Source organism: Bacillus sp. RC251 (genome assembly GCF_044908765.1).
Classification (GTDB): Bacteria; Bacillota; Bacilli; order Bacillales; family Bacillaceae_G; genus Bacillus_A; species Bacillus_A wiedmannii.
Genome location: NZ_JBIYDP010000003.1, coordinates 487,493 through 501,416, shown reverse-complemented (window position 1 = coordinate 501,416; position 13,924 = coordinate 487,493). Strand labels below are relative to the sequence as shown.

The 13,924-nt window shown below is 35.3% G+C and carries 13 protein-coding genes and 1 pseudogene; 6 read left to right on the top strand and 8 right to left on the bottom strand.

All coding sequences use genetic code 11. The annotated features are described in order from the left end of the window. Positions 1-387: 387 nt before the first annotated feature. From ABH961_RS16695 to ABH961_RS16675, 5 genes are all read left to right on the top strand, one after another. On the top strand, positions 388-900 hold the full coding sequence (locus ABH961_RS16695) for a hypothetical protein (protein ID WP_404519680.1): 513 nt from the start codon (positions 388-390) through the stop codon (positions 898-900). A 285-nt stretch (positions 901-1,185) separates the two neighbouring features. Further along, positions 1,186-2,289 (top strand): tetratricopeptide repeat protein, encoded by a 1,104-nt coding sequence (locus ABH961_RS16690; RefSeq protein ID WP_404519679.1) that lies wholly within the window; start codon positions 1,186-1,188, stop codon positions 2,287-2,289. Next, positions 2,286-2,504 carry a hypothetical protein gene (locus tag ABH961_RS16685; RefSeq protein ID WP_097843133.1) on the top strand — a complete coding sequence of 73 codons (219 nt, stop codon included), beginning with the start codon at positions 2,286-2,288 and terminating at the stop codon, positions 2,502-2,504. Before ABH961_RS16690 ends, ABH961_RS16685 begins: the two co-directional genes overlap by 4 nt. Before the next feature lie 644 nt (positions 2,505-3,148). Further along, positions 3,149-4,180 carry a S66 family peptidase gene (locus ABH961_RS16680; protein WP_404519678.1) on the top strand — a complete coding sequence of 344 codons (1,032 nt, stop codon included), beginning with the start codon at positions 3,149-3,151 and terminating at the stop codon, positions 4,178-4,180. 126 nt (positions 4,181-4,306) lie between these two features. Continuing rightward, positions 4,307-4,702 carry a DUF3224 domain-containing protein gene (locus ABH961_RS16675; protein ID WP_404519677.1) on the top strand — a complete coding sequence of 132 codons (396 nt, stop codon included), beginning with the start codon at positions 4,307-4,309 and terminating at the stop codon, positions 4,700-4,702. Positions 4,703-4,936: 234 nt separating this feature from the next. Here the strand turns inward: ABH961_RS16675 and ABH961_RS16670 are convergent. The 8 genes and pseudogenes from ABH961_RS16670 to ABH961_RS16635 all read right to left on the bottom strand — a co-directional run. Next, positions 4,937-5,074 (bottom strand): annotated as a pseudogene (locus ABH961_RS16670) (enoyl-CoA hydratase); the annotation flags it as partial. 72 nt (positions 5,075-5,146) lie between these two features. Beyond that, a complete protein-coding gene (locus ABH961_RS16665; protein ID WP_098643119.1) occupies positions 5,147-5,656 on the bottom strand; it encodes a DUF4303 domain-containing protein in 510 nt (169 codons plus the stop codon). Between the two features lie 143 nt (positions 5,657-5,799). After that, a complete protein-coding gene (locus tag ABH961_RS16660) occupies positions 5,800-7,047 on the bottom strand; it encodes a DUF1015 domain-containing protein (protein ID WP_404519676.1) in 1,248 nt (415 codons plus the stop codon). Positions 7,048-7,062: 15 nt separating this feature from the next. After that, on the bottom strand, positions 7,063-8,235 hold the full coding sequence (locus tag ABH961_RS16655; RefSeq protein ID WP_087984206.1) for a 3-phosphoglycerate dehydrogenase family protein: 1,173 nt from the start codon (positions 8,233-8,235) through the stop codon (positions 7,063-7,065). 12 nt (positions 8,236-8,247) lie between these two features. Further along, positions 8,248-9,330 carry a 3-phosphoserine/phosphohydroxythreonine transaminase gene (serC, locus tag ABH961_RS16650; RefSeq protein WP_048544850.1) on the bottom strand — a complete coding sequence of 361 codons (1,083 nt, stop codon included), beginning with the start codon at positions 9,328-9,330 and terminating at the stop codon, positions 8,248-8,250. Between the two features lie 210 nt (positions 9,331-9,540). Beyond that, positions 9,541-9,732 (bottom strand): DUF378 domain-containing protein, encoded by a 192-nt coding sequence (locus ABH961_RS16645; RefSeq protein ID WP_000670803.1) that lies wholly within the window; start codon positions 9,730-9,732, stop codon positions 9,541-9,543. An 89-nt stretch (positions 9,733-9,821) separates the two neighbouring features. After that, positions 9,822-10,889: a glycoside hydrolase family 113 gene (locus ABH961_RS16640; RefSeq protein ID WP_098077719.1), complete on the bottom strand. Its 1,068-nt coding sequence runs from the start codon at positions 10,887-10,889 to the stop codon at positions 9,822-9,824. A 363-nt stretch (positions 10,890-11,252) separates the two neighbouring features. After that, the gene (locus ABH961_RS16635; RefSeq protein WP_048544756.1) at positions 11,253-12,131 is read right to left on the bottom strand and encodes a CPBP family intramembrane glutamic endopeptidase; all 879 of its coding nucleotides are present in this window, start codon (positions 12,129-12,131) and stop codon (positions 11,253-11,255) included. Positions 12,132-12,492: 361 nt separating this feature from the next. Here ABH961_RS16635 and ABH961_RS16630 point away from each other — a divergent pair, with 361 nt between their 5' ends. Further along, positions 12,493-13,818: an erythromycin esterase family protein gene (locus tag ABH961_RS16630; RefSeq protein ID WP_048544754.1), complete on the top strand. Its 1,326-nt coding sequence runs from the start codon at positions 12,493-12,495 to the stop codon at positions 13,816-13,818. Positions 13,819-13,924 lie beyond the last annotated feature (106 nt).

Genomic DNA, 13,924 nt, shown 5'->3' with positions numbered 1-13,924 from the left:
AAATAGCAACCCTCTTTCTTATGCAATGTTGCATACAGTAAATTTTAAATATACAGCAAGAGGACTAAATTCTCGAATTATAATAGTTAATTTAATTCAAAGCTAAAATAACCTTATGGGCACGGTATAAAGAAATTAAGAGCCGCTTTCGGTCCTAAAGTTAGCGAATAGCTTTATAAAAACTCAATCAAAATCTATTCAACGAATTGAAAAATGAACCATGTCGAATTTTATTTTCATAAAATTCAAATTTCAAGAAGGTTTTACAAAATATTACACAGAATTATTCGTATATCGTAGTATAATTGGTAATTTTTTACGATTTATTTCATTTTATCTACCACGTTTAGACAAAATGGAAAACCATAGCAAAAGGAGAGATATAGATTGAAAAGAAAAATTAGTACAGCTGTTGTAGGGTTATCAGTGTTTAGCTTTGGTCTTTTTGGTGTAAATATTGGGGACGGCGGCGTTGTAAAAGCTGAGCACGGTGAAACTTTTGCTCCGAAATTAGAAAGCCATGGGGACCACGGTGGTGCTCCTGCTTTCAATGTTGGCGATACTCCTGCTCCTAAATCAGTAAGCATTGGGGATGGCGGTGGCGCTCCTGCTTTAAATGGTGGTGATACGCCGGCTCCGAAACTTGAGAGCCATGCTGATACTCCTGCTCCGAAACTTGAGGGGCATGGCGATACTCCTGCTCCGAAACTTGAAGGACATGGCGATACTCCTGCTCCGAAACTTGAAGGACATGGCGATACTCCTGCTCCGAAACTTGAAGGACATGGCGATACTCCTGCTCCAAAATTAGATGCTCATGGGGATACTCCTGCTCCTAAGCTTGAAGGGCACGAACATTTCCCTACTCCTAAACAAGAAGCTCACGGTGAGACTATTTAACACAAAAATCCTAGCTACTATAGCTAGGATTTTTACCTTCTTACCCTATTCACACCTCATGCCTACTTTCTCAACTTTTATTTTAGCATTGTGTATGTGACATCATTGTATTAAGATTCTATAGTCAATTGTGTCCTTTTCTTCATAAAAACACATGGACTGACAGGTTTTACCGACATACATAATTCTGAATATTGTTTATCAATAAAAAATTCCATATAATTACTTTTTAATATGTTACCATTATAGTTACAATTATATAGAAAAATATACAAGGGGGCTAATATGAACATTTCATTAAAGGGACATACATATACAACAAAACATTTAGAAGCTTGGTACCATGCAATCTTAACGCAAAACGTTAAGGAAGCACAAATTCAGTTTCAAGAAGCTAAAAAAGAACATGAAGAAATGCTTTTGAAAGAAACAGAAACGTTTCCTCTTTATCACTTATATTACGCATTACTGCAGTTCCGACATACAGCTCTGACAGATGGACTATCAATCACGAAAGATAGTTTTCAAATCATAGAAGACCAGGAAAAACCAGAAGATAAACACTTATCTTATCTATATCATTATTATAAAGCGGTTCATTTTGCAGCAATTAATCATTATCAAGAGGCAGAAGAATATTTCTTAAAAGCACAGGCACTTTTATCCGGACACAGTCAAATTGAACAAGCTGATTTCTATTACCGATACGCTGCTTATCATTGTCACCAACAACAACCAAGTTTTGCGATTGTAAATGTTTCTAAAGCATTAGAATTTTTTGAAACGCAACACGGATGTGAAAGAAATATTTCATCCTGTTTAAGTGTACTTGGTGCTTCTTATGTAGACGTAGGACATTTTGAACAAGCTGAGGAAAGCTATAACAAAGCGTTAGATATTCTCCAAAAATTAAATGAAGAATCATTACAACTGTATGTGCGCGGTAATCTAGGTCATCTATATGCTAGCCAGAATCTTTCTGAAGAAGCGATCCGTCACTTGACACAAGTTGTTGAAAAAATCCCATCTCACTACAAAGCTATATTCTTACTTGCACAAGAACATGAAAAATTAGGACTTATCGACAAAGCAAACCACTACATTAAAATAGGGAAACAACTTATTTCTGAACTTGGTAATGAAGAGCACAAACATCACTTTGCTATATTAGAAGCATTCACGAATCAAAGTGAATTAGACAAAATTGAACCGATTGTTTTAGAAGGAATTGAATACTTCAATAAAGAATCTTTATATATCTATGTTTCTGAGTATCTTGAAAAACTAGCTCTTGCGTTTTATAACAAACAACAACATGAGAAAGCAAGTTTATACTTCTTTAATAGTACAGTAGCAAAAAAATCAAATGAAAGAGGGTTAAAGAAATGAAAAAAACAATTGGTAAAATCGCTTTAGGTATTGCATTTACGGGTATTGCTGCATTTGGCTTAAACGCAGGTTTCACAAATCAAGCTGGACATACTCACTTCCCTTCTCCACCAGCTCCTTCTTTTTCTGAGGGCCATACTGGCGGTGCTCCTGCATTAAACATCGGTGACACTGGTGGTGCTCCTGCTAACACTGAACATGGTACAGATATTTAAGTTACCCAAATTGAAATCTATTTAGTTTACCATTTTCATATATTTACAAGGAAACCATTCGATGTAACGAATATTATGTATATACATGATTTTTATTGTGATACACTCTACCCAAGAGAAATTTTCAATACATATGTGGTTTTCAAGTCTAAAAAATACACCTAGTAATTAGGTGTATTTTTCATTTTATCTCTCTATCTAATAATTAAAAAATACTCCCCTAAAAACCCCAACAAAAAAACGAAGAAACTCCCTATACTTCAGACACTTAAAGTACCACGAACGTTGCAATTTTTAGTGCCACTCCAGATCCAATCCCACTTTCATCCCAAGTGCCTAAAGGCAATAGCTTTCTTGTTCAGGAAAAGCTATCCCCCTCTCCATTCATGATGATTTTATTTTTTGGATTGAATACGACCAACTTATAATCATTACAGTTACAGATTGCAGAAAATAGCAACCCTCTTTCTCACACAATGTTGCATACTGTAATTCTCAAGTGCAATTCAACACTAAGACTGAATTCTTGAATACCAGCAGGTAAACAGATTGATGATGAAGAAAATAATGTGATGCATCATATTTTTTCAAAGCTACAGTTTGTACAGTCGTAGTCCATTACATTATGTAGGAGTGGAGTTAACATGTTAATAAAACCAAACAGATTACAACCAGGTGATATCGTAGCAACAGTAAGCCCTTCATGGGGAGGCGCAGGTGATTCTGAAATAAGATGGCGATATGACCAAGGAGTAAAGAGATTAGAAGAAGTTTTCGGTCTTACGGTTGTTCCCATGCCAAATAGTTTAAAAGGTAGCGAATTCATTTATAACAATCCACAAGCTCGTGCGGAAGATTTAATGACTGCATTTCAAGATACGCGCGTGAAAGCAATTATTGCGAATATTGGCGGTGAAGATAGCATCCGCTTACTTCCTTATATAGATTTTAATGTAATACGTGAAAACCCGAAAATTTTTATGGGGTACTCTGACGTTACCATTTCACACTTGTTTTGTCATAAAGCAGGAATTTCCTCTTTTTACGGTCCAGCAATTTTAACTGATTTTGCCGAAAATATAGAGATGGATCCATATACGGTTGAAATGGTAAATCGGACTCTCTTTTCAAATGAGACAATTGGCGAAATTCAACCAGCTCATGAATGGACGAGTGAGCGTTTAGAATGGATAGAGGTAAATAAAGATACAAGGCGTACGATGCAACAAAACAATGGCTATGAACTACTTCAAGGCTCTACTACCTTACAAGGACGCTTAATTGGTGGTTGTATAGAAGTATTGGAATTTGCAAAAGGAACGGAGCTTTGGCCTGAGAAAAAACATTGGGAAAATAGTATCCTTTTCTTTGAAACTTCTGAAGACCATCCAGAACCAAGCTATATAAAGTATTGGTTACGAAATTACGCAGCGCAAGGCATTCTCCAAAAAGCAAAGGGTATCATCTTTGGTAAACCAAAAGACGAAATGTATTATGAAGAATATAAACATGAAATACTGCAAGTAATGAAAGAACATAACTTAGAAGATTTGCCGATTCTTTATAATTTAAATTTTGGCCATACTGAACCGAAGTTTATTTTACCTTACGGCGCAATGGCAGAAATTGATTGTGAAAATGGGTCTTTCTCTATTTTAGAGAGTGGCGTGGAATAAAGGAAAACTTCAAATAAGTATAGCCATAAGTTTTATAATTATGTTTTCCTGATCCTACAGGAAGAATAGCGTATTTTTTCATTTTAGGGAGATTACTTATCTAATGATAAAGGGGGATTTACGTGTATGGAAGCAACATTTACAGTAAGTAAATGGGATGAAAAACTAATTGATGATACTAGAAAAGATTTCCCTATTAATATTGCCCATGTTGAATATGATATTGATGGTGAATTAAAAGGAAAAGCTTTTGTTGAATATTTATTATATTATTTAGATTCAAATATAAATGATGGTCACTTGGCTACTGCTAACATTTCTGGATTTTTACACTTTGAAGGAATTTATAAGGGGCAACAAGGAACATTTACAGCTATAGAGCAAGGAATATTCGATAAAGGAAATCTAAATTCCCCAGGAACAATTATTAAAGCTACTGGTAACTTAGAAAATCTGAGAGGGTCCTATAATTATCAATTTACAGGTCAAACTAGTAAACTAATTTTAGAGTTTGAATTTTAGCAAAATATCCTATAATTTAGTGGAAAGGACATTTCTTGTAATACTAGGAATGTCCTTTTTTTGTTGACAAGCTTATTCAACTATTCTTCTATTAGCTAAGAAAAGAACAGGGTATATTACATAACGTCTTATTATCAGTATTCAACGATACATAAAATTTTCGTTATGGGGGGAATTAAAAATCTAAGCTCGAGAGGCATGTGGCCCCCACCTATTCATTACTTTTCCTACTAACTAAAGAATAATCCCCGAAAAAATTCCCTTCATAACTTCTTTTTCAAGTTGATTCCGACATGTAAACATCACAATAATTTTTGTACGATGTTTTTTATCGGGCTCAAATTGTTCAATGGTTACGTCACAACGAATTGTTACTATTAATTTGTGACTTTTGATTAAATGAAAATCGCCTCTTATAGAGCGCAGTTTTACTTATATTCATTCTTATGCAAATTCTGAAGCATATTCTTCGTATGTCTTTAATGTATTAAGCAATCGAGCTGATTCAATCATGATTTCGTTCGATGAATCAGTTACACAAATGACAATAAATCGATGATCATCTCTGTCTCCAAACAAGCCTTCTGATTCAAGTTCCATTAACACATTTAACGTTTCTTTCAACAGTGTATTTACTCGTATGTTAAAGTCATCTTCGACGATATCATGATATTTCTTGATAATTTTGTGCACTTCATCAAACATTTCAAAATCGTCCCATTCGCTCCACTCAACAGCTCCGTATCTATAATAATTGTATAAAGGGTCCGACTTATTAACTTTGATTAGTCTTTCTTTATTAGCCACTGGTCCAATGCTATTGACACAATCGTCTGTTAATATGGAGTACCCATATATTGTGTCAACACCGCACCTAGTTATAATTTCGTTATAATGACAACGAATTGCATTTTTTAACTCAACATAAAAACTTTCTTGCAGTTGCATTTTCATCGTATTTCCTCCGTTTTTTGTAGCGACCTGTCGTTACATATTTCAATCTTAACATGAAAATCAACATGTAACGTTAACTGAGCCAAAATAAGAAAAACCGAAACTATAATCATTTCGGTTTTTCAATCTAAAGAAGTCTATATTTACTTTAAAGAATGTATAAACAACCCACTACGCAGTTTCGGTTCAAACCACGTTGACTTCGGCGGCATAATTTCTCCAGCGTCTGCGATTGATAATAAAGCTTCCATTGATGTCGGATATAATGAAAACGCTGCTTTATATTCACCGCTATTTACAAGGCGTTCTAGTTCTTCTAATCCGCGGATTCCTCCGACAAAGTCAATGCGTGAATCCGATCGCGGGTCGTGTATTTCAAGTACTTGGCTTAATAAATGATCTTGCAGAATAGATACATCTAAACCTTTAACGAGATCATTCGCATCAAACGTTTCCTCTTTCACTGTGAGTCTATACCATTTCTCGTTTACATACATACCAAATGTTTTTGGCTCATTTGGTTTATACGGAGAAACAGCTGCTTCTTCTACATAAAAGTATTGCGTGATTTGCTTTAAAAACTGTTCTTCTGATAAGCCGTTTAAGTCTTTTACAACTCGGTTATAGTCCCAAATGGATAATTCATCGTGAGGGAATAATACAGATAGGAAGAAATTAAACTCTTCTTCTCCTGTGTAATTCGGATATTGTTCTCTTCGCATGAGCCCTACTTTTGCTGCTGATGCTGAGCGATGATGCCCATCTGCAATATAAAGATTAGAAATATCTTCAAATAAGTTTACTAAAGTAGCAATTACATCCTCATCAACTATTTTCCAGGCAACATGCTCCACGCCATCTTCTGCTGTAAATGTATAGATTGGCGCATGTTCTTCTTTCCAGCTGGCAATGAAACGCTTTATCTCTTCTTTTGTACGATACGTTAAAAAGATAGGACCCGTATTTGCGTCACACACATCTACGTGACGAATACGATCTAATTCTTTTTCGTGACGCGTTCTTTCATGTTTTTTAATTGTATCATCTTCATACTCATCAATAGATGTACAAACGACAAGACCTGACTGCGTTCTTCCTTCCATCGTCAGTTCATAAATGTACAGTGATGGCTCTTCATCTTGTATGAATACTTCTTCTCGTATAAATCGATTTAAATTTTCACCCGCTTTTTCATATACACGATCATCGTACGGTGAAAGTGCCGGGTCTAAATCAATTTCTGCTTTATCAACGTGTAAGAAAGAATACGGATTCCCTTTTACAACCTCTCTTGCCTCTTTACTATTTAATACGTCATACGGTAAAGCTGCAACTTCCGCTGCTTTTTCTTCTACTGGACGAATGGCCCGAAACGGTCGGATTTTTGCCAAGTTTTCCTCTCTCCTTTACACAATCATTCGAACGGCTACAACACCTGTAATTTTGCTTATATTTTCCACAATGTTCTCTTTTATTATATCATCAATTCCGTTATCAATATCAATCATTGTATACGCCCAAGAATGTTTACTACGATTAATCATATCCGCAATATTAATATGATGTTCTGCTAAACATCCTGTAATTTGTCCTACCATGTTCGGAACGTTTTGATGCATGATTGTAATACGTTTCTTTCCGATATAAGGGAGTTCGACGTTTGGATAGTTTACTGAATTACGAATATTTCCTGTCTCTAAATATTCACGTAATTGGCGCGCTGCCATGATTGCACAATTTTCTTCTGATTCAGATGTAGATGCACCAAGGTGAGGCGTCGCTGTTACATTTTTCATCTTTATCACATTTTCATTGGGGAAGTCTGTTACGTAATGCGTAATAACATCTTCTTCTAACGCTTTTTGAAGAACATTTTCATCTACAAGTTCTCCTCTAGAGAAATTGAATAAACGCATACCTTTTTTCATCTTCTCTACAGCGTGTTCACCAATAATTCCCTTCGTTTGATTCGTAAGAGGAATATGAAGTGTAATATAATCACATGTTGCGAAAATTTCATCTAAACTAAATGCTCTTTGTACATGTGTAGAAAGGCGCCATGCTGTTTCAACTGAAATGTAAGGATCATATCCGACAACGTCCATCCCTAAAGCTAACGCATCGTTCGCAACTAAAGCACCGATTGCGCCGAGGCCAATTACACCTAGACGTTTCCCTGCAATTTCTGATCCAACGAATTGTTTTTTTCCTGATTCAACAAGCTGCGGTACTTCTTCACCCTCTAAATTTTTCGTCCAGCTTACACCGTTAATAATGTTACGTGAAGACATAATAAGGCTGGCGATAATAAGTTCCTTTACTGCATTGGCATTCGCTCCTGGTGTATTAAATACTACAATCCCTTTTTCTGTACATCGCTCGACAGGAATATTATTTACACCAGCACCAGCTCTTGCAATCGCCTTTAAGTCTTTTGAAAATTCTTCTTGGTGTAAAGAATAGCTGCGAAGTAAAATACCATCTGGGTGGTCCATTCTATCCCCTACTTCATAACGCTCTCCGCTAAGTACTTGCAAACCCTTTTCCGCAATTTGATTTAACGTTTGAACACGAAACATATCCCCATCTCCCTATCTATTCTCAAGCTCAAATTCCTTCATATAATTTACTAATTGCTGTACACCGTGTACTGGCATCGCATTGTAAATACTTGCACGCATACCACCGACTGAGCGATGTCCTTTTAGCGTAACAAGGCCGCGTTCTTTCGTTTTTTGTAAAAACTCATTGTTCAGCTCTTCTGACGGTGTTGTAAACGGAATGTTCATAAGTGATCGATACGTAGGATCAACTGGTGAAGTAAACAATTTTGATTCATCTAAGAAATTGTAAAGAAGTGAAGATTTCATTCTATTCTGTTCTTCAATCGCAGATACCCCGCCTTGCTCTTTCAACCACTCTAGTACAAGTTTCGTTACGTAAATACTAAAGGATGGCGGTGTATTATATAAGGAGTTATTTTTGCTGTAAGTTTCATAGTTTAACATCGTAGGACAAGAGCGATCTGCTCCCCCAATTAAATCTCTTTTTATAATAGCAATCGTTAAGCCCGCTGGCCCTAAATTCTTTTGCGCTCCCGCATATATAAGACCAAACTTCGTAACATCATATTGTTCTGATAAAATATTTGAGGACATATCCGCAACGAGCGGTACTCTATCTAAACGTGGAATGTCTACATATTTCGTACCCTCAATTGTATTGTTCGTTGTAATATGTACATAATCTAGTTTTTCATCATTTGGTAAACCATCCAGTTTAGGAATTGTAGTAAACTTCTCTTTTTCAGAAGAAGCAAGCACTTGTACTTCCCCTATTTTTTCAGCTTCTTGCATCGCCTTTTTAGACCATGAGCCAGTTAATACGTACCCTGCTTTTTTGTACGTATTCATTACATTCAGCGGTATCATAGAGAATTGTAATGACGCACCGCCTTGTAAAAACAGTACTTCATACTCATCAGGAATGTTCATTAATTCACGAATTAGGCTACTCGCTTCATCTATAATACTTTGAAAATAAGAAGATCGATGACTCATTTCCATAATAGACATGCCTGTCCCGTTATAATTTACAAGCTCCTTTTGCACTTTCTCTAAAACTGGCAAAGGGAGTATTGATGGTCCAGCTGAAAAATTATATACTCTCTCCATCACCCTGATAACCTCCCTATTTCTTATTTTTATTAATTTTTAAACTTTCTGAATTATAACCTGAAATATAATACGTGGTCAATTTGTTTTCTATTATTACGGCGTAAGACGCAATGGAATCGCTTGCATGTGCAAACTACTTTTTATAAACATACAAAAAAGTGTTAAGTACATAATCGTACTTAACACTCTAGTAATAAAGTATAATTGCTAATTGTCCGTGAAGAACCGATCAAAAATTTGATAAATAGCAGAAAGACCAATGAGCCAATAAATAGTGTCCACAAGCGCCGGCATAGAACCAAACCATTTCTCAACTACATTGTAATCTAACGCTACAAACAACCAATTCAAACCGCCAAGAATCACCAAAATTACTGTAAGGTAAGACAAAAATTTCATTATGATTGCCCCCTAGGTGATAAGATGGTGAAAGGCCTTTCACTAGAAATATATGTGGTAAAATTCAAAACTTACCTACTTTATAAAAATTATTTTCGGTACCAGCCGTTAATAACTGCCTCTGCTTCTTTACTATGTATTTGATACGCATGCGTACTATTATGAGAGCCAATAAACCAAATTGAAAAACCTTTAAAATACGGTTTTGGTTCTAATACATCTCGGTAAGCACGCCATCCGTTTAATTGTACGTCCTTTGAAAACACATTAGATACATCTGGATTCCACGGATTTTGTAGTCCAAGTTCACGTGCCGGAACGTTAAATCCACCAAAGTAAACCGGTTTTCCTGTTGCTTTATGTAATTGTTCCAACTGCTGCACAACATTTTGCCCACGATTATACACTGTCGTCGCAAATAAACTTTTCTTTACTTCTTCATATGTTGGATTTCTTTTTCCTGAAACTTCAAACCAACTATCAATACTTACAATATCCACCTTTTTTAAATACGGACGACTGATTTTCTCTTTAAACTTCGCTTCATAAGAAGGATCAAAGCTTGCTGTTAACCACCAATTCATTTGATACAAAACATTTCCTTTATACTGCTGACGGACGAAATCAATCGTATCGCTCCAATATCCTTCTGCATATTCCATATTCACAAAATTAGAAGCAATCTTGAGCCCGTACACATTGTATTTACTTGTAATTGAATTAAAGATGTCTTGTAGAATAACCGTTTTCCAATTCCAGAAGAAATCATTAATATTACTCGGATTCCATTCCGTTTCCCCAACATTTCCTTGCTGAATATATGGGAACGGTTCCACAATAACTTGAATATTACGCTTTAATAATTCTTGAATTAAAAGAATAGCCTGTTGCTTTTGCGCTTGATTAATTACCATGTTCGTAGAAGTTACATTCGGAATATCTACCTGAATCGGTACATTTACTGTATTTAAATTTAAGCGCTCTACATCAGCTAACACTTTCGCCACATTTCCAACTTCCCATACCGTTACATTCCCTGACTTTATCTTTCCTGATTGAACAGTATTCACATCTGCCTGTATATTTCCTTGAAAACAAAAAGAAAACAACATAATAAACACTCCTAAAAAACTTATTAAACTCTTATTTTTCTTCACAACTTTCCCCCTATAATTTTTGGCATTCTTGCTTATTCTATACAATGTTTCACATATATTCCACAAGAATATTTAATGAAATTTCATCAATAAAAATGCTATTCACCCTTTATCCATATCTTATTCATACTAACCTCCTAAAAATAGTAAGGTAAATAAAAAAAGAGCGTATTTCCGCTCCTTTCTTATCTTTTTACAATTGAAGTTATTTAATTTTTTCTGATACCCTAACTGAATCTACTTTTTCGTATAATTAAATTTTTATCTATATTCGTTTTTTGTTTGTATTACTTTCATGTCTTTGAACATTCATAATTGTGCCTCCTCATATTTCACTAATTGAATTTAAAACACATCCGTATGCTATTTAGTGAAATTTACTATTCGAGACGTAATTATTGCAGTAATTAAGATAATACTAGCGGTTATCAAGCCAGATTCTCCAATCCAAATCTCAGTTTGATATCCTGTACTTGCACGTGCGAAAGGTCCTTGAATAATGGCATTCCAAGTAGCATGGATGATAACCGAAGGCCAAATGCTACCTGTGATAAGTCGTAAATAAGCTATAATATAACCGAATGGCACAATACAAAGATAGATACCAAGTACTGAAAGAACGACAGATGGTCCCGCTACATATAGACCAGCAATAACTATTGGAACATGCCACGTTGCCCAAATCAATCCACTAATAAGGATGGGCCGTGAAAACTCTGCATCGACTAGTCTTGTGAGCATATAACCTCGCCAACCCATTTCTTCTCCCAAAGCTGGGATTAAGCTAAGCAAACTTCCGAAAATGCCGCTCAATACTACTAGATAAATGAAACTGAATGGTGCCGTTACATACTGCAGTCCAAACATATTGTAGATCGGTTCTAACATACCACCTTCGGGATGCTGAAACCTCGCAATTCCGCTCAACCAGGCGATAGAATAAGTAATTCCACAAATAATCATAGGTATTAGCAGAGCAAAACCGATCCCCTTCCATATCTTTAAGTTACCGAGACTAAAAGATACATCTTTAAACCCTTCTTTCAGTATTATGCGAGTCAAAATAGAGGAAATTGCTGGGGTAAACATATATACCACAATAAGCGGCATACTTTTCGTAATTATTACTACTACATTTAGGATAATAGAAGTAATGATTAAAATACTCAGAAAGAGTTGAAGTCCTATTTTAGCACGTTGGATTTTATCTTTATTGTGGAACGATTTTACGTTTAATATCATTGTAATCCGCCCTTCCCCTTTTATTCACTTGTTTATCGAATTTACTTCTTATCATTTCCACAGACACAACTTAGAATAAAAACATTTTGGCATACAGATTAATCCATCTTTAAAATCCCTCCCAAATTTATAATCTAGTCTTACTTACGACTCATCAATGTAATTATTATTTATAAGTTGTCATAGCCGATAGTACAAAAATGTAATGATTAGCAAATGACCTGTGTCAATTAACCTTATGACAATATGTAACTAGAAAATATGATATGGAATAAATAACAATTGAATTAAGGCAATTGATTCGTGCAAGTACAATGAATCAATCTTGCTTTTACAAATAATTCAATTGAGGTGGAAAAAAATGAATAAGAAAAGAATCATTGCAATGGTTAGTACAGCTTTATTAGTCACAGGATGTGTAGAAGTAGGAAAGGCTCAAACAGTAGCAGTCGAAAATTCAGGTCAATCCATACAAAAAAATATAGTTAAATCAATACAATCACAGGCTTACCCATTAAAAACGATAGAGCCGTCAAAATCATTTGAGGATTTAAAACCACTTAAGAAAATGATTGGGAGCGCACAATATGTAGGATTAGGAGAGAATACTCATGGAAGCTCTGAAATTTTCACTATGAAGTTTCGACTTGTGAAATATTTAGTTACTGAGATGGGTTTTACAAATTTCACAATGGAAGAAGATTGGGGAAACGGCTTAAAGTTAAATGAATATATCCAAACAGGAAAAGGAAATCCTAGGGAATTTTTAAACTTGTTATATCCTACTGATGAAATTATAGCCATGATTGAGTGGATGAAAGATTATAATGCTAATCCATCCAATAAAAAAAAGATTCAATTTATTGGGCTTGACTTTAAGGAGTTGGACCAAGGTTGCTTTAATAAAGTAATTGATTATGTAAGGCTGCATCGACCAGATTTGCTGGCAGAAGTAGAAGAAAATTATAAAGAATTGTCGGCTTTTAATGGAGGTTTACAGGAATATATGAATCTTGCTCCTGAAATAAAAGAAAAGTTCAAAGCAAACGCTGAGAGAGTAGTCCAATTACTAAAAGATGAGAATGGGCAAGCCAAAACAGAATTAGTTTCACCTGAGTACATCTGGGCGAAAGCAACGGCAAGTGTAATAGAGAAATATACCACAATGCTAATTCCTAACGACTATCCAAGTATGTTAAAGCTACATGAGCAATACTTGGCCGATCATGCAATGTGGGCACAAGAGACATTGGGTGGTAAAACGATGGTATGGGGACACAATATTCATATAGCTAAAGGAATTATCGATGAGAAATTATACCCTTATGTTGCGGGGCAGTATTTGAAGGAACGTTTAGACAATAATTATGTCACAATTGGCAGTACAACTACGGAGGGGAATTTCACCTTATACAATGACACCGGAGATAAGATTATAACGGATCCGATTCCACAAGATGTAAATAGTTTCAATTATACCCTCGGAAAAGTACCATATAAAATGTTTTTATTGGATAACCGTCACCTTAAAGGACCAGCAAAGAAATGGGTTAAAGCAAAAAGACCATTACTAAGTATAGGGGCACGACTCTTACCGAACGAATCGGCATACTTTGATACGTCATTGCTTGAGCAATTTGATATTATTTTTCATATTCGAAAAACAAGTCCATCTCATATTAAATAAAGTGAAACTTTAATCAGTGGGGATTTTCTTCATCCCCCACTGATTATTAGTTGAACCAATCGGACTTTTATGGGCAGTTGATCCCCCACCTAAATTCTTTGCTTTC